The organism is Clostridium sp. CTA-17, assembly GCF_054767895.1.
The window spans coordinates 1-17,068 of record NZ_BAAABF010000004.1; the positions used below are offsets into that span (position 1 = coordinate 1).

At 29.6% G+C, this 17,068-nt stretch carries 16 protein-coding genes; 7 read left to right on the top strand and 9 right to left on the bottom strand.

Annotation, left to right across the window (positions count from 1 at the left end; translation table 11 throughout):
* The 6 genes from ACYUCG_RS08150 to hflX form a co-directional block, all read right to left on the bottom strand.
* Positions 1 to 702 (bottom strand): YebC/PmpR family DNA-binding transcriptional regulator (locus ACYUCG_RS08150; RefSeq protein ID WP_460268415.1); only part of this gene is annotated, 702 nt, incomplete at its 3' end.
* Between the two features lie 125 nt (positions 703 to 827).
* On the bottom strand, positions 828 to 1,481 hold the full coding sequence (locus tag ACYUCG_RS08155; protein ID WP_460268416.1) for a YigZ family protein: 654 nt from the start codon (positions 1,479 to 1,481) through the stop codon (positions 828 to 830).
* A gap of 5 nt (positions 1,482 to 1,486) precedes the next feature.
* Positions 1,487 to 2,893 carry a MocR-like pyridoxine biosynthesis transcription factor PdxR gene (gene pdxR, locus ACYUCG_RS08160; RefSeq protein ID WP_460268417.1) on the bottom strand — a complete coding sequence of 469 codons (1,407 nt, stop codon included), beginning with the start codon at positions 2,891 to 2,893 and terminating at the stop codon, positions 1,487 to 1,489.
* Positions 2,894 to 2,907: 14 nt separating this feature from the next.
* A complete protein-coding gene (locus ACYUCG_RS08165; RefSeq protein ID WP_057231784.1) occupies positions 2,908 to 3,810 on the bottom strand; it encodes a nucleotidyltransferase domain-containing protein in 903 nt (300 codons plus the stop codon).
* Positions 3,811 to 3,851: 41 nt separating this feature from the next.
* Positions 3,852 to 4,322, bottom strand: a complete 471-nt coding sequence (locus ACYUCG_RS08170) for a hypothetical protein (protein ID WP_057231786.1) — start codon at positions 4,320 to 4,322, stop codon at positions 3,852 to 3,854.
* Positions 4,323 to 4,453: 131 nt separating this feature from the next.
* Positions 4,454 to 6,247 (bottom strand): GTPase HflX, encoded by a 1,794-nt coding sequence (hflX, locus tag ACYUCG_RS08175; protein WP_460268418.1) that lies wholly within the window; start codon positions 6,245 to 6,247, stop codon positions 4,454 to 4,456.
* 106 nt (positions 6,248 to 6,353) lie between these two features.
* Here hflX and hpt point away from each other — a divergent pair, with 106 nt between their 5' ends.
* Entirely contained in the window at positions 6,354 to 6,881 is a 528-nt protein-coding gene (gene hpt, locus ACYUCG_RS08180) for a hypoxanthine phosphoribosyltransferase (protein WP_139933835.1), read from the top strand.
* Between the two features lie 29 nt (positions 6,882 to 6,910).
* Here hpt and yunB read toward each other — a convergent pair whose 3' ends face one another.
* A complete protein-coding gene (gene yunB / locus ACYUCG_RS08185) occupies positions 6,911 to 7,600 on the bottom strand; it encodes a sporulation protein YunB (RefSeq protein WP_265882341.1) in 690 nt (229 codons plus the stop codon).
* Positions 7,601 to 7,736: 136 nt separating this feature from the next.
* On the opposite strand from yunB, the gene ACYUCG_RS08190 reads away from it, so the two are divergent.
* The gene (locus ACYUCG_RS08190; protein ID WP_460268419.1) at positions 7,737 to 10,229 is read left to right on the top strand and encodes a transglycosylase domain-containing protein; all 2,493 of its coding nucleotides are present in this window, start codon (positions 7,737 to 7,739) and stop codon (positions 10,227 to 10,229) included.
* A gap of 292 nt (positions 10,230 to 10,521) precedes the next feature.
* Entirely contained in the window at positions 10,522 to 11,922 is a 1,401-nt protein-coding gene (locus ACYUCG_RS08195; RefSeq protein ID WP_139933841.1) for an alanine/glycine:cation symporter family protein, read from the top strand.
* Between the two features lie 35 nt (positions 11,923 to 11,957).
* On the opposite strand, the gene ACYUCG_RS08200 is transcribed toward ACYUCG_RS08195, so the two are convergent.
* Entirely contained in the window at positions 11,958 to 12,350 is a 393-nt protein-coding gene (locus ACYUCG_RS08200) for a hypothetical protein (RefSeq protein WP_139933843.1), read from the bottom strand.
* Positions 12,351 to 12,403: 53 nt separating this feature from the next.
* A complete protein-coding gene (locus ACYUCG_RS08205; RefSeq protein ID WP_460268420.1) occupies positions 12,404 to 13,480 on the bottom strand; it encodes a GNAT family N-acetyltransferase in 1,077 nt (358 codons plus the stop codon).
* Between the two features lie 325 nt (positions 13,481 to 13,805).
* Between ACYUCG_RS08205 and ACYUCG_RS08210 the strand changes: the two genes are divergently transcribed.
* Genes ACYUCG_RS08210 through ACYUCG_RS08225 form a run of 4 tightly spaced genes read left to right on the top strand, consistent with a single transcriptional unit; the run spans position 13,806 to position 17,068 of the window.
* A complete protein-coding gene (locus ACYUCG_RS08210; RefSeq protein ID WP_003451138.1) occupies positions 13,806 to 14,345 on the top strand; it encodes a helix-turn-helix domain-containing protein in 540 nt (179 codons plus the stop codon).
* A 31-nt stretch (positions 14,346 to 14,376) separates the two neighbouring features.
* Positions 14,377 to 15,426 carry a spermidine/putrescine ABC transporter ATP-binding protein gene (potA, locus tag ACYUCG_RS08215; RefSeq protein WP_139933847.1) on the top strand — a complete coding sequence of 350 codons (1,050 nt, stop codon included), beginning with the start codon at positions 14,377 to 14,379 and terminating at the stop codon, positions 15,424 to 15,426.
* Positions 15,427 to 15,428: 2 nt separating this feature from the next.
* Entirely contained in the window at positions 15,429 to 16,274 is an 846-nt protein-coding gene (locus ACYUCG_RS08220) for an ABC transporter permease (RefSeq protein WP_003451519.1), read from the top strand.
* The gene (locus ACYUCG_RS08225) at positions 16,268 to 17,068 is read left to right on the top strand and encodes an ABC transporter permease (RefSeq protein WP_240298644.1); all 801 of its coding nucleotides are present in this window, start codon (positions 16,268 to 16,270) and stop codon (positions 17,066 to 17,068) included. The genes ACYUCG_RS08220 and ACYUCG_RS08225 overlap by 7 nt, the downstream gene beginning before the upstream one ends.

Below are 17,068 nucleotides of genomic sequence, written 5' to 3' on the forward strand. Positions count from 1 at the left end.
ATAAACCTCTTGAACATCGTCGTCATCTTCAAGTAAGTCTAACATCTTTTGGAACTTCTTAGCATCGTCTTCGTTTATAGCAGTTTCAGTATCTGGTATCATTTTAACTGCTGCTTCTAAGAATTCTAATCCTTCAGCCTCTAAAGCTTCTCTTACTGTACCAAAATCTTCTGGTGAAGTTGTAACTATGAATACTTCTTCCTCTGATGCAAAATCTTCTGCTCCAGCATCTAAAGCCATCATCATTATTTCATCTTCATCTAACTCAGCTTTTTCTATTACTATTTCACCTTTCTTTTGGAACATGAAACCAACACATCCTGATGTACCCATGTTTCCGCCACCTTTAGTGAAAGCACTTCTTACATTACCAGCTGATCTATTTTTATTATCTGTTAATACTTCAACCATTACAGCTACTCCTGATGGTCCGTATCCTTCATAAACTATTGATTCGTAGTTTACTGAATCTCCTTCCCCAGCAGCTTTCTTTATAGCTCTTTGAATGTTATCATTTGGCATGTTTGCAGCCTTAGCTTTTGCTACAGCATCCTTTAATCTTGAGTTACCATCTAAGTTTGCTCCACCTTCTTTAACTGCAACAGCTATCTCTTTTCCTATCTTAGTGAATATTTTTCCTCTTTTGGCATCCATTTTACCTTTTTTAGCTTGTATATTATGCCACTTTGAATGTCCTGACATCCTTATTCCTCCTAACATATATGTGAACTATAGTTTAAATTTCTTTAAATATCTTGAAATAACACCTAAATATTATATCATAGAGATTTTTTCTCTTCAACTTGGCTCTTTTCTATAGTTAAAGCTTACTCATCAAAACTTTCATAAAGTCTATTTCCTTCTTTAAAATATACTCCTTCTAAATCAGTACTCATTATAGCTTTTCCATTTGTTACTTCTGTAAAGCTTTTTTCTATTTCTGGAATCATATTTTTTTCTGCTAATATATATATCTTAACATTATCAGTAAACTCTGTATCCTCTATGTGCCAATTATTTTGACCGCATATATATTGAATCTTTCCATAAAGATCATAATCTATTTCTGTACAAAGCATTGCTCCTTCTACTTTTTCTACAACACCTGCTGCACTTATAGCTATGCCCGCCCCTTTAGTATAGGCTCTAGTAAGTCCCCCTGTGCCTAATAATATTCCTCCAAAGTATCTTGTTACTACTACGGCACAGTCTGTTATTCCTTGTTTTTTTATTACCTCTAATATTGGAATACCTGCTGTCCCCTGTGGCTCACCATTATCACTATATCTTTGTATTCCCATATTTTGTCCTATAACATAGGCATAACAATTATGTCTTGCATCCTTATGTTTATTATTTATTTCCGCTACAAACTCTTTAGCCTCTTCCTCTGTTGTAACTCTTTTAACATAGCCTATAAAAACTGATTTTTTCTCCTCAAATCTATCATCAGCTGCTTTTTTTACCGTTATATAATTCATAATATCTACCTACCTTTTAATACATCGTATATATTATCTATTCCTTTTTCTATCTTACTATAATCTATTTGGGAAAATCCAATTCTAAAGCTTTTATCTCCATCATTAGGATTTTTAAAAAATATGCTTCCTGGAGTAATTATAGTTTGTCTATCTTTCAGTTCATAAAATAACTTTTTAGAAGTTATGTCTATGTTCTTATTTATATTTAAGAATAAATTAAGTCCGCCCTTAGGCTCTCTATAAGAAACCATATCTCCTAATTTATTATCTATAAGTTCTTTTATAAAATTATATCTCTTTGAATATTCCTCATTTAATCTTTCTATATGCTCTTTCCAATATCCCTTTGCAATGTAATCCTGAAGAGCTCTTTGCATTAAACTTGAGGTAGCTATATCAGTGTTGAATTTTAAAGCTTGAAATTCCTCTTTAAATTTATCTGGTGCTATTAAATATCCCATTCTTATACCTGGGAGAAATATTTTAGAGAAACTTTTTATATATATAACTCTCTCAGAATCTAAACTCCTATATGGTATATACTCTAAATCATTAGAATAAACTAATTCTGAAAGATAATCATCTTCTAGTATGTAAAAATCATATTTATGTGCTAGCTCTATTATTCTTTTCTTTTTTTCTAAAGAACAACTTATACCTGTAGGGTTCTGAAAATAGCTCATAGTATAAAAACACTTTATTTTATTTCTCTTTAATAAATTTTCAAACTTTTCAATATTAGGACCATCCTTCTCCATTGGAATTTCTAATATATTTGCTCTTCTAAGCTTAAATACTAAAAGTGCTCCTCCATAAGTTGGCCTTTCTATTACAATATTATCATTTATATTTACTAAGGACTTACCTACAATATCAATACCTTGTTGTGCTCCAGAAATTATAAGTATATTATCTAAATTATTTTTTCCATTCCAGAACTCTTCATTTATACTTCTTCTTAATTCTAAATATCCTAAAGGGTCACTATACATTAATGCCTCTACACCATCTCTAACTAATACATTATCTAAAACTTTCTTAAGTTTTTCTACTTGGAAGAAGTTTGCACTAGTAGTTTCTCCAGTAAAGTCTATCCAATTCTTCAAATCTCCAGAGGCTATTTTTCTAAACAAATCATTATAATCATGCTTAAAACTTTTTCCTACATCCTTATTTTTAGCATAAGTTCCACTTCCTTGAGCTTGATATGCATATCCTTCTTGTACAAGCTTTTTATAAGCATTAATAACAGTTACTTTATTAACTTCTAAAAAATCTGATAGTTCTCTTATAGTTGGTAACTTTTCTCCCTCTGATATTTTCCCATTTTCAATTAAATTTTTAATATTATCGTATATTATTAAGTATTTACATAACCCCTCTTTAAAAACCACACTAAATTTATTCATCTTTTACACCTTATTTAAACATTATCTTTTATTAAATATACTTTTTCTGTTATAAGCTTTTGTCCACATGGTGAGAATTTTTCTCTTCCACTTTTCTTAACTATATTTTTCTTATAGAGATATCCCAATAATTCCTCAAAATCTATATTAAAGCCTTGGAATTCTTCTGATTTTTTTATTTCTTCTGAGCTTAAGTAATCCTTTTGTTTTTTCATAAAATCAACTAAAGCTCTTATTATTCCTCTAATATTTCTCTCTAAGAAGCTTTCAATATAAAAATGTACATATTCTAAAGCCTGTTTATCTGCTGCTTTGAATATTCCATTAACCATTTTTTCAAAGTTTTCATCTAATTTCATAAGCATACCAGTAGAGCTTTTTGTTATTAAATATCCATTAAAGTTTAAATACAACCTACTAAAACTATCCACTGAATACATAAGAGCCTCAAAGGCAGCGTAGAAATGTTCATTATGAATACATTTTTTATATAAATTCATATCTTGTAAAAGCTCACTTAAATAAACAAGATTCCACTTTTCACTATGAGCATCTGTATAATATTTTATTGAAGTAAATTTATCTGATATTTCTTGATCCTTACAAAAAATTAATTTTGAAGATATAAATTTTCTATGTATTGTACTACCTGTTATTTCTTCTTGGCAGAAATTAACTAAAAACTTTTTAGAGACTATTTTTAAATGTAAAGATACTCCTAATTCTTCACCATAAACGTCCTTTATCCCTTTAAATTCTCCATTTACAATAACGAATAAATCTATATCTGATCCTTCCCATATATCTCCGTTTATTATACTTCCAAATGCCGTAACTCCAATAACATCATCATTCTTTTGAAGGTCATTTATAACTGTTTTAAAAGAATTTTGATATTTCAATATTATTTCACTCAAATTTTTTTCCTCCTTAATAACTCCCATTAATTAAATAATATCTATAAACAATTCCCTTTTTCCACTAAAACTTTTAAAGACTCTTTCAATAAACAAATTCCAACTTCCATCTGTTCTAACATTTCATAAGAAATATCTAAAGCTTTTTTTCCTTCTCCTTTTTTTCCATAGGTATTAGCTTGATAAAGGTTAGCTGCTGCAGCTGTATTTTGTATTGCAAAACTTAAAAAATAAATAATATCCAAAGCTGGTCTAACTACCCTATCATAATACATTTTATATTCGTCACCTATATTTAATGTAGCTACACTTGCTTGAATAGTAGCTGCTTTTAATAAAATATCCTGTAACTGATTATATGCCTTATTAAAATCATCTGCACATACATTATTACTTTCATTATTACTTGCAGCTGCTTGAGCTGCAAAAAGATCTTCCTGCCCATTAGAGTTTCCTGATCTTTCTCTACGACCTCTTATATTTCCACGATCTAAAGTATCCGTAGTTTCCATGATTCACATCCTAAAAATTAGTATCATTATTATTATACTTATATATATTATAATTTATGATGTGAAAAATGTAATAATAAAAGCTAAATTCTTGTTGAATTTAGCTTTTACTCATGAATTTAATACTCTTATTATAACTCGTATTCTCTACATTTATTTTCTACTTCTTCATCCACTTCTGCTTTTATATAAGTTCCATCTTCTCTATATTCTTCTTCACTTACATTAGCATTTCTATGAAGATAAGCTACAACTTGTTGAGCTGTATAAGGAATTATATATTCCTTACTTTTTAATGTATAAGGTAATTCTTCACTTATTGCTTCTAATAATTCATCTAAGTTTATTCTTTCCCTAGCAGAAATTTTTACTACCTTATTATATATTGAAGAATATTTTGCTTCTAATCCATTTAGCTTTTCTTCATCAGCCTTATCAATTTTATTAAGAACTAATATTTTTGCTGATTCTAAGGCTTTTAATTCACCTAAAACTTTTTCTACAGCTATAATTTCTTCCTGTGCATTATCTGAAGAAGCATCTACAACGTGGCATAAAAGATCTGAGTATATAACCTCTTCTAATGTTGATTTAAAAGCTTCAACTAATTCATGAGGAAGTTTACTTACAAATCCAACAGTATCTGTTAATGTTATATCCCTATTATCAGGAAGTTTTATAGCTCTTGTTGTAGTATCTAAAGTTGCAAAAAGCATATCTGCTTCAAAAACCTTATCCTTAGCTTGAGTAGCTAAAGTTGAAGCTGATTCTGCACATAGAGTATTTCTTAGAGTAGATTTTCCTGCGTTAGTATATCCAACTAAGGAAACCTGTGAAGTTTTATCCTTACTTCTTCTCTCTCTTTGAGTTTCTCTTATCTTCTTTATCTTTTTAAGCTCAGCTTGAAGATCATATATTCTTTCTCTTATATGTCTTCTATCTATTTCAAGTTTCTTTTCCCCTGGTCCTCTTGTTCCTATTCCACCACCAGTTCTAGACATAACAGTTCCAAGTCCCATAAGTCTAGCTGCTCTATACTTAAGCTGAGCAAGTTCTACTTGAATTTTAGCTTCCCTTGTCTTAGCTCTTCTTGAGAATATTTCTAAAATAAGAGTTGTTCTATCAATTACCTTAACTCCTAAGTTAGCTTCAAGGTTTTTAACTTGTGCTCCTGATAATTCATCATCAAAAATTACTAAGTTAGCTCTTGTTAATTGTCTTATGTTAGCAATTTCTAAAACCTTACCTCTTCCTATATAAAAAGAAGCATCTATTTTACTTCTGTTTTGAAATACTTTTTCCAATGTAGGAATATCACAAGCCTTAGCAAGTTCCTCTAATTCATCTAAACTTTCTCTTGTATCACATCCTACTAAAATAGCCCTTTCACTATCATCTTCTTCAACATTGCTTGTTTTAATAACCTCTTCAACATGATTAATCTTATCTAAAATATTAATTTGTAAACACTGGTCTATAGTTAAATGAGGAGCTTCTTCACTTATAAGAATCTCATTTTCTACATAACAGAATCCTAAAGAAGCATCTTTAGCCTTTCCTTCCTCTACAGCTATAGCCATTATTGTGTCAAGCTTTAATTTCATAAGGGCAGATATATCTAAAGCAGAAAGTCTGCAAACTCCACTTGGATGAGTATGTATTATTCTAACCCCAGATAATCTTTTTTCGTGTATATCTATTAATGGAATCTCTACACTTGAAGAATCTCCTATAGCTACACTAATTACCTTTCCTTTTCTATTTATTCCTACACTAATTTCTCTTTCTATTTGAGAAGATAATCTAGAAATAATATTTATTATATCCTCTGTACAAACACTATATTTTGGCACATTTATTTTATAAAGTTCTTCTAATTCTTTTAGCACTGAATTCCTTATTCCATCAGTATTTCCATGTATCATATATTACCACCTCGTGATATTTATTATGTTTCTTGACAATTTTCATTTAATTTTATACTATAAATACAATATTGTAAATAATACGGAATAGTTAGGGGAGAAAATAATGGAAGATAAAAACAGAAATATACTGCTTTCTGAAGAGCAAATTAAAGAACAAATAGCTATTGTAGGTAAAAAATTAACTGAAGATTACAAAGATAAAAACCTTTATGTTTTATCTTTATTAAGAGGAAGTTTCATATTTGCAGCGGATTTAGTTAGAGCAATAGATACTAAAGCTCAAATAGGCTTTATGACTACTTCAAGTTATGGCCATGGTGAAGAAAGTACTGGTATAGTTAAAGTTGTAAATGATATTCCTGACAATATTGAAGGCTTAGATGTCTTAATAGTTGATGATATCATAGATTCAGGTATAACAATGGATTTTGTTATAAACCATGTTAAATCACTAGGCGCTAAATCAGTTAAAACTTGCACTCTTTTAGATAAGCCTTCTAGAAGAAAAGTTGATTTAAAACCAGATTATTGTTGTTTTGAAATAGAGGACTTATTCGTTGTTGGTTATGGATTAAACTATGGTGATCACTATAGAAATATTCCTTACATATTTAACTGGGAAAATAATTAAAAGGAGGAATTACCTCCTTTTTTAATGTGCTAATTTGTATCTTCTGTACTTTTATCATTAATGCCTTGTAGCATATTTCCACCCCACATACTATTTGGAACTTCTCCAACTATAACCGTATCTGAAATCGGAATTTGATTTACCACTTCAACCTCTTTTGATTGAAGTGGTAATATTATTTTAAGATTAGTTTTTACATTAACTAAAATTTTATGCCTTGTTTGATTTATTCCTGCACTTTCAAATAAAGAATCATAAGTTACCTCTACTCTCCCTATCGGCTCCATTTTGACAGTTATACTAGGGCCCCAATAAGACATTATGTTATTTTTTGTTATATACCCAATAGGCATCTTTACACCTATAGAGCCAACTTCTTTTATATCCCTCTGTGATTTTATGGCAACTTCTGTAGCTAACTCATTCAATTTTATAGTATCCGCATTAATCATTTTTATTGCTCCTGATGAATCTTTTTGAACCTTTATTACATCATCATAATTAAATTTTTGTGTATAAACTTCAGCAATATTATTATTTATAATATCTAAAGTTTTAGCTTGCATTTCTGAATCTGAAACAAGCAAAACTGTAGGTGCAATTATTTTATCAAAGGCATATATGAAAATTAAAAAACAGGCAATAATCATTAATGAAACAATTATTAAATATTTTTTAAAATCTATATTTCTACGTTTATTTTTTTTAACATAATACAAAGACTACACCTCTTATAATTTGGTTTACTCTTAATATTATTATGCTATAATATAATATAATATTTCTTTAAATGTATAATAATATAATTATGTAGTTTTTTAGAAATAGAAAGTTTTATTATGATAGGAGGAAAAAATGACTGAAAGAAAAAGAGAGCATAAAAATAGAAAGCAGAAGAAAAAATCACATAAAAATCAATCGAAAGTAACAAAATTTTTGAAATGGTTCTTTATAGGAATTCTGCTTCTAGGGATAACTGCCGTAACAGTAGTTGGAGTTTACGTTCTTTCTATTATACGTTCTTCTCCAGACTTAGATGTTCAGGCAATTCAATCTCTAAATCAGCCATCCATTCTTTACGATGATCAGGGAAACTTTATGGATAATGTTATAACTCGTGAACAACGTTATGTGGTTAAATCTGAAGAAATCCCTGATAATTTAAAAAAAGCTTTTGTAGCTATTGAAGACGAAAGATTTTATGAGCATAAAGGAATAGACATTAAAAGAGTTTTTGGGGTCATAGCTTCTAATATTAAAGGCAAACTTTCAGGAAGTAATACGGTTCAAGGTGCTTCAACTATAACTCAGCAACTTATAAAAAATGCCGTACTTACAAATGAAGTTAGTTATGAAAGAAAAATTAAAGAAATGTACTTAGCTTTAGAATTAGAAAAGCATCTTTCAAAAGATGAAATCCTTACTACGTATTTAAATACAATTCCTATGGGTGGATACCAATATGGGGTTAGCGCAGCTGCTCAAAGATTTTTCAGTAAGAATGTTTCAGATTTGAATTTAGTTGAGTGTGCTTATTTAGGAGGACTTACTCAAGCACCAACTTCTTATGATGGTCTTTCAGAAGCAAATAAAGAAAATCCAAGTAGATACTTAAATAGAACTAAATCTGTGCTATTTAAAATGCATGAACTTGGATATATTTCAAGTGAACAATATAATGACGCAATAAATGAAATTGACACAAATGGTATAAAATTCACACCAAATAATAAATTAAGCAAAACTAACTTCGAGTGGTTCACAAGACCAGCTATAACTCAAGTTAAACAAGACTTAATGGATAAATATAAATACACTCAAGAGGAAGTTGACAAACTTATAGCTAATGGTGGATTAAAAATCTACACTTCCATGAATAGGGATCTTCAAAACAATGTTCAAAAAGTTTTAGATGATCCAAATAACTATAAAGCTATAACTAATAATCCTAATGAAAAAAATGAAGATGGTGTTTATAAATTACAATCATCTGCCACAATAATAGACTATAAAACAGGTCATGTTAAAGCTTTAGTTGGAGGAAGAGGGGAACAACCAGCAATGTCTCATAATAGAGCTTATTATGATTTAAAATCTATAGGTTCTGCAACAAAGCCATTAACAGTTTATGGTCCTGCTATTGATTTAGGACTTGGCGGAGCTGGCACTGTGGTAAATGATTCTCCATTAACGAATAAAGAATTATCTTCTACAGGATATAAAGATCAACCTAAGAATGAATACAATAGTTATAGAGGACCTTTAACTTTTAGAGAAGCAATTAAAATTTCTAGTAACTTAGCTGCCATAAAAGTTGCTAACGAAGTAGGTACTTCAAACTCCATAGCTTATGGAGAAAAATTAGGTCTTGTTTATGGACCTCACTCTAGGGGAATTTCTACAACAGCCTTAGGTCAATTCCAAAATGATCCTAATAACCCTGATGGAGGAAATACTTATACCCTAGCTTCAGCCTTTGGTGTTTTTGGTAATAATGGTGTTAAAACAAATGCTAAATTATATACAAAGGTATTAGATTCTCATGGAAATGTAATTCTTGATACAAGTACTCCAGAAGAAACTAAAATATTTAGTCCGCAAGCTTCTTATATAGTTTATGATATGCTTAAATCTCAAGTAGAAAGTGGCTCTGCAAAACCTGCTAAATTCGGAAATATACCTGTAGCTGGTAAAACAGGAACTACTACTGGAGATAAAGACTATTTATTTGCAGGATTAACCCCATATTATTCTGCAGCTATTTGGGTTGGATATGATAAACCTAGAGAAATGAGAACTAGTAGTGGTACTGTTACCTCACCTATTTTTGGAAAAATAATGGGCTTAGCTCATAAAAACTTACAATACAAAGAGGTTGAACAACCTAGTGGAATAAGCAAGATTGCAGTATGTATGGATTCAGGCCTTAAACCTACTTCTCTTTGTACTCAAGACCCTAGAGGCAGTAGAGTTTATTATGATTGGTTTATTAATGGTTCTGCTCCTACTCAATATTGTAATTATCATACAAAGTCACATTTCCCTGACCCTAATACAAGTGAGAATAATAATTCAGGGGCAAATGAAGAAAATAAACAACAAGAAAATAAAGCTGAAGAAGCTAAACCTAACGAAAATAATAATAAACCAAATGAACAAAATCCAAATACTAAACCTGATAATACAACAGGTAATGGTAATAATAATACTACTAATAATAATGGAGGTGGAAATGTCACTCCACCTCAAAATCAAACAGAAAACAATACAAACAATGGAGTTGTTGCTCCACCTCAAGCTGGAAATAACCAAAATCAAAATGGTCAAAACAACAACGTTACGCAATAGAACGAAGCTTTTCTTGCATTTTGATCTTATACAAAACAAAGCCACTATGAATTTTTTATTTCACAGTGGCTTTCCTCTTGATAATCATCCCTCTAGAGTCATGTAATACCCTACTCCTCACTAACATCTCCCATTTACTTTTTATTCACATTTCACTTATGTGCTTTTCATTCAAATATCACACATATGAATAAAGTAATATTAGTTCTTGCATTTTTTTATTATTCATATTAAAATTAGATATAAAGTGTGACGCAAAAAATAAAAAACTTATCAACAGGAGGAGGAATTTATGGAAATACTTAATAACTTAGTAGTTAGTTTTAATGATTTTCTTTGGGGCTACATATTAATTATTTTATTAATAGGTGCAGGCCTTCTATTTTCTTTTAAAACTAAATTTGTTCAATTTAGATACGTAAAAGAAATGTTCCGTTTATTAGGAGACGGTATAGGAAAGTCAAATAAAGAAAAAGGCGGAGTTTCTTCATTTCAGGCATTTTGTATAAGTACAGCTTCAAGAGTTGGTACTGGTAATATAGCAGGTGTTGCCATAGCCGTAGCTGTTGGTGGACCTGGGGCTGTTTTTTGGATGTGGCTTATAGCCTTAATAGGTTCTGCGTCTAGTTTCGTAGAAAGTACATTAGCTCAAATATATAAAACTAAGGATAAAGATTCTTTCAGAGGTGGTCCTGCCTATTATATGGAAAAGGGACTTGGAAAGAGATGGTTAGGAATTATATTCTCAATTCTTATTACAATCTGTTTTGGATTCGTATTTAATGCAGTTCAAGCTAACACAGTAAGTGTTGCATTTAATAGTGCTTTCGGACTTTCAAGAGGAACTATTGGTATAATATTAGCAATAGTAACAGCTTTAGTTATCTTCGGTGGTATTCATAGAGTTGCTAAGGTTTCAGAAATAATAGTTCCAATTTTAGCGGTTCTTTATATTCTTATCGCTATTATAGTTTTAATTTTAAATATTACTGAAATTCCATCAGTTTTTAAACTTATATTTGAATCAGCCTTTGGAATAAAACAATTAACTGCTGGTGGGCTTGGTGCAGCTGTTATGCAAGGTATTAAAAGAGGTTTATTCTCAAATGAAGCTGGTATGGGTAGTGCGCCAAATGCAGCTGCTACAGCAGATGTTACTCACCCAGTAAAACAAGGTTTAATTCAAACTTTAGGAGTATTTACTGATACATTATTAATTTGTTCTTGTACAGCATTTATAATACTTCTTTCAGGTCAATACGCTGATAGTTCACTAACAGGTATAGAATTAACTCAAAAAGCTCTTGTATCTCAAATAGGACCTTTCGGAGCTTATTTCATAGCAATTTGTATATTATTATTTGCTTTTAGTTCTATTGTAGGTAACTTCTATTACGGTCAAACAAACATAGAATTTATACACACTAATAAGGTATTATTAAATATATACAGAATACTTGTTATAGGCATGGTATTATTTGGTTCAATAGCAAAAGTAGATTTAGTTTGGAATTTAGCGGATCTTTTCATGGGATTAATGGCTATACTAAATATAATAACTATATTATTCCTTGGTAAATATTCTTTCCTTGCACTTAAGGACTATACAGCTCAAAAGAAAGCAGGAATTAAAGAGCCAGTATTTAAAGCATCTTCTATTCCTGGATTAGAGAATGTAGAAGAATGGCAATAATAAAAAAGCTTTGAGATTTTTTTCTCAAAGCTTTTTTATATTAATCTTTCAAATATAACTTTTTTCTCCACACTTAAATCCTTAGGATTTATTGTTATTTTAAAAATTGGAGGACAACCTTCCTCTCTCCATTTCTTCATATAAACTGGTGTAGCTTTATAATTGTAATAATAAACTTCTTCATATTCATCTGAGAATTCTAAAACTTCAAGTCTACTATCATCACTTAAACTTATTAATTCTTTATGAACATTATTTATTATTGGCCAAAAATATTTCATTGGTATATTATATTTAAACTCATTGTTTACTACTCTACTCTCAAATAAAGCTCTTTTCAATATCCTATTATCTTTATGACATTCATCTATATTTGCTCTAAATATAACTTTTCCTCTTTTGTCTTCATCTAATTTTATGTTTATCATATAATAAACAACTCCTATTCATAATACTATAAAATATAGCATCAAATCTAAATCTATAAATCGAACCTATTTAATACAGATTCTCCAAACAACTTTTTAATTATGTATTTTATTCCTTCTATTTCACAGGATTTTTTCTTAACCATTATAAGTCTTCCATTATCAATAATGTCTTCATCGGAGTAAGATGTTAAGGCAATCTCTTCTTTTATGAACTCAACCCATTCTTTAGAATAATAAGCTTTTAGACCTCTTAAAAACTTATTTTTTATAAATGGAATTATACTATTACCTAGAACACAAACAGTTTCACATCCATTGATATTATTTAAAAGTTTTTCAAAGTCATCATTTTCATAGAACTTATTGCTCTTACTTCCTGGAACAATTATAACATCTAAATCTACTTCTTCTACAGATTTTATATTTTCAAATTTGATATCATATATTTTATCTTTTATTATATTACGTTGTGTCCCTATTAACTCTACTGAAATTATTTCTTTATCTAATGATTTATTTATATCATCAAAAATTTCTAAAAAAGAAATCACTGTGCTTACAACCATCTTATCATAAATAAATATTCCAAACTTTCTCTCTTTTAAATCTTTGATTTGCCTATTAAAATCATCCTTAGACAATCTATATGAATATCCCTCTTTATTCTTATACATCATCTTGAAACCAATTCTTTCAAGGCTATCTCTATTCTCATCCAATGAAACCGTATCTAGCATATATAAGCCACCAAATTCATTGAAAAAGCATTCTAATATAAGATGTACAGCTTCACTTCCATACCCTTTTCCCCTATGTGAACTTTCTATTCTAACATTTAATCTAGCAGTTTTAGTTATAGAGTCATATCCATGAAAGCTTGCTTCCCCCACTGGGTTATCATTATAATCAAAAACCAAGCAATACAGATTTCTTCCATCTGTAGGACTCACCATCTTTTTATAAAAACTATCCCACTTATACCTTGGAAAAGATATTATTTTGCCTACATCAGTCATACTCTCCATATCTCCCCATAGCTTTTCAGTATACCCTAGTTCTTCTAAATATGGTGTTCTTATATAAACTTTTCTTCCCTCTCTCCTATAACAGTTTCTTTTTTGTATCACATTACCACACCAATCATTTATTAATTCAAGAGTATTTTATCATAAATTACCACAAACTGTGAAATTTTTTATACATTATTTATTAATTGTTATTTTATTGTTTAGTTATACTAAATTTAATAATAAATTAGCCTAAACTTCATAACATATTTTTCCTTCTTAAGTTGCTAAATCACTATTTCCAAGCAACATTTAAATATTAATATATTTTTTCATTTTTTTATTGATTTTTATTTTAAAAGTATTTATAATTATTTATGTTTGTTTAGTAATTTTAAACTTAAAGTTTAGTAAAACTTATAGTAATGAAATTGAGGTGTAAAACTTGGAAATAGGGGATAAAATTAGACGTCTCAGAGTGGCCAAACAGTTGACTCAAGAAGAATTAGCAAATAGATGTGAATTATCTAAGGGATTTATTTCTCAGCTTGAGAATGACCTTACTTCTCCATCTATAGCTACATTAATAGATATATTAGATATATTAGGAACTAATTTAACAGAATTCTTTAGTGAAGATACTAATGAAAAAATAGCCTTCTCTAAGGATGATATGTTTGAAACTGAAAATGAAGAATTAAAATATAACCTTATGTGGTTAGTTCCAAATGCTCAAAAGAATGATATGGAACCTATAATGATAACTCTTGAACCTGGAGGACAATATATTGAAGAAGAGCCTCATGAGGGTGAGGAATTTGGGTATGTCCTATCTGGAGCAATATATCTTCATCTAGGAGACAAAAAAGTAAAAGTAAGAAAAGGCGAGAGTTTCTACTTTAAGCCCAAAGCTAATCATTATATTTCTAATGCAGGAAAGATTTCTGCAAAGGTTATATGGATAAGTACTCCACCATCATTTTAGTATAAACATTTAGAAAGCAGAGGTGTTAGATTTGAAAGATAATAATATTATTGAATTAAAAGGAATAACTAAATCATATGGAAAAGATACAATTTTAGATAATCTTTCCCTAAATATAAAAAAGAATGAATTCCTAACTCTTTTAGGACCTAGTGGATGTGGTAAAACAACCACTTTAAAAATTATAGCTGGCTTTGAAACGGCAGATAGTGGCCAGGTGGTCTTTGAAAATAATATTATTAACGATATACCACCTTACGAAAGACAATTAAATACCGTATTCCAAAAATATGCTCTATTCCCTCATATGAATGTATATGAAAATATAGCTTTTGGATTAAAACTAAAAAAAATGCCTAAAGATGTTATAGATCAAAAGGTTAAGGAAATGCTTAAATTGGTTGCCCTTGAAGGATATGAAAACAGAGATATCGAGGCTCTTAGTGGTGGTCAACAGCAAAGGGTTGCCATAGCTAGAGCTTTAGTAAATGAACCAAAGGTACTTTTATTAGATGAACCTTTAGGTGCATTAGATATGAAACTTAGAAAAGGAATGCAAATAGAACTTAAGAGAATTCAACAAAAATTAGGAATTACATTTATATTTGTAACTCATGATCAAGAAGAAGCTTTAACAATGTCAGATACAATAGTTGTTATGAATAAGGGTGAAATTCAACAAATGGGAAGCCCAGAAGATATATATAATGAACCTGCTAACTCATTTGTAGCAAAATTCATCGGTGAAAGTAATATAGTTGATGGAATTATGTTAGATGACTTTAAGGTTGAATTTGGTGGAAGAATATTTGACTGTGTTGATAAAGGTTTTGAAAAGAACGAAGCTATTGAAGTTGTAATAAGACCAGAGGATTTTGAAATGGTTAAATATGAAGAAGGTATGTTAAAAGGAACTGTTACTTCAGTTATATTTAAAGGTGTTCACTATGAAATAGAAGTAAAGGATGAAAACCACACTTGGATATTACACAATACAAAACATGCTGAAATAGGATCTAAAATAGGATTATCTCTTGATCCAGAAAGCATACACATAATGAAAAAAGAGAGTGATGTTTAAAGATGAAAAATAGAAATAAAAATTTATCATTTGCAGCTTATCCATACGTTGTATGGAGTGCTATATTCATAGTTATCCCTTTACTTTTAATAGTTTTCTTTAGTTTTACAAGTAAAGTTGATGGAAGATTTGTTTTCTCTTTTGAAAACTTCCAAAGATTATTTGAGCCAATATATTTTACTGTTTTTATACGTTCTATATGGCTTGCTGTTTTATCAACAGTTTTATGTTTAATTTTAGGTTATCCAATAGCTTATATAATTTCTAAATTACCTATAAAAAGAAGAAATATGTTAATACTTTTATTCATATTACCAATGTGGATGAACTTCTTACTTAGAACATATGCGTGGATGGCTATACTTGGTAGAGATGGACTTATTAATACTCTTTTAGGCTATATAGGAATAGGTCCAATTAAAATGCTATATACTGACGGAGCAATCTTACTTGGAATGGTATATAACTTCTTACCATTTATGGTTATACCAATATATACTGTACTTATAAAAATTGATAAAAACTTAGTTAATGCAGCTTATGACTTAGGTGCAAATAAAGCTCAAGCTTTTAGAAAAGTTATTTTACCACTTAGTATTCCTGGAATAATCTCTGGAATAACTATGGTATTTATGCCAGCTGTTTCAAACTTCGTAATTCCAAACCTTCTAGGTGGTGGAAAATATATGTTGGTTGGTAATCTTATAGAACAGCAATTTACTACTATCGGTAACTGGAACTTCGGTTCTGCTTTATCAATCTTTATGATGATATTAATACTAATTTCAATGGCATTTATGTCTAAATATGAAAAGAACGGAAAAGAAGGAGGTAAACAGCTATGGTAAAAAAGTTAGGTGATTTTATTTCTAAATTTTATTTAGTCTTAGTATTTATATTTTTATATGCACCAATAGTAACACTTATGATATTCTCATTTAACAAAACAAAATCTATGGCTGTTTGGGGTGGCTTTACTTTTGATTGGTATAGCTCCCTACTTGAAAATGATAGAATAATAGCAGCTCTTTATTATACAGTTTTAATAGCAGTAATAGCTTCTGTTGTTGCTACTGTTATAGGTACTATAAGTGCTATAGGAATTAATAATATGAAAATAGGTCCTAAAACCTTATTATTAAACGTAAACTATTTACCTGTATTAAATCCAGATATAGTTACTGGAGTTTCATTAATGACTTTATTCGCTATTGGTGGAGTTTTATTTAATTTAAAACCTGGTTTTTGGACTATGCTTTTAGCTCATATAACATTTGATATTCCTTATGTTATATTATCTGTTTTACCTAAGCTAAGACAATTACCTCCAAATCTAACTGATGCAGCCTTAGATTTAGGAGCAAAACCATCTTACGCTTTAAGAAAGGTAGTAATTCCTCAAATAATGCCTGGTATAGCAGCAGGATTCTTAATAGCATTTACAATGTCAATAGATGACTTTGTTATAAGTTTCTTCACTACAGGTCCTGGTGTTTCTAACCTTTCTATAGAAATTTATTCTATGGCTAGAAGAGGTATTTCTCCGGAAATAAATGCTCTTTCAACATTAATGTTTGTAGTTGTCTTAGCATTACTTCTTATTGCTAATAGAAAACAATCTTTAGTGAAAGGAGAACGTTAA

Coding starts and splice junctions, on each gene's coding strand:
- ACYUCG_RS08155 (WP_460268416.1), bottom strand. CDS start 1,481: ATGAATTATATAACGGTAAAAAAAGCAGCTGATGATAGATTTGAGGAG.
- pdxR (WP_460268417.1), bottom strand. CDS start 2,893: ATGAATAAATTTAGTGTGGTTTTTAAAGAGGGGTTATGTAAATACTTA.
- ACYUCG_RS08170 (WP_057231786.1), bottom strand. CDS start 4,322: ATGGAAACTACGGATACTTTAGATCGTGGAAATATAAGAGGTCGTAGA.
- hflX (WP_460268418.1), bottom strand. CDS start 6,247: ATGATACATGGAAATACTGATGGAATAAGGAATTCAGTGCTAAAAGAA.
- hpt (WP_139933835.1), top strand. CDS start 6,354: ATGGAAGATAAAAACAGAAATATACTGCTTTCTGAAGAGCAAATTAAA.
- ACYUCG_RS08190 (WP_460268419.1), top strand. CDS start 7,737: ATGACTGAAAGAAAAAGAGAGCATAAAAATAGAAAGCAGAAGAAAAAA.
- ACYUCG_RS08195 (WP_139933841.1), top strand. CDS start 10,522: ATGGAAATACTTAATAACTTAGTAGTTAGTTTTAATGATTTTCTTTGG.
- ACYUCG_RS08200 (WP_139933843.1), bottom strand. CDS start 12,350: ATGATAAACATAAAATTAGATGAAGACAAAAGAGGAAAAGTTATATTT.
- ACYUCG_RS08220 (WP_003451519.1), top strand. CDS start 15,429: ATGAAAAATAGAAATAAAAATTTATCATTTGCAGCTTATCCATACGTT.
- ACYUCG_RS08225 (WP_240298644.1), top strand. CDS start 16,268: ATGGTAAAAAAGTTAGGTGATTTTATTTCTAAATTTTATTTAGTCTTA.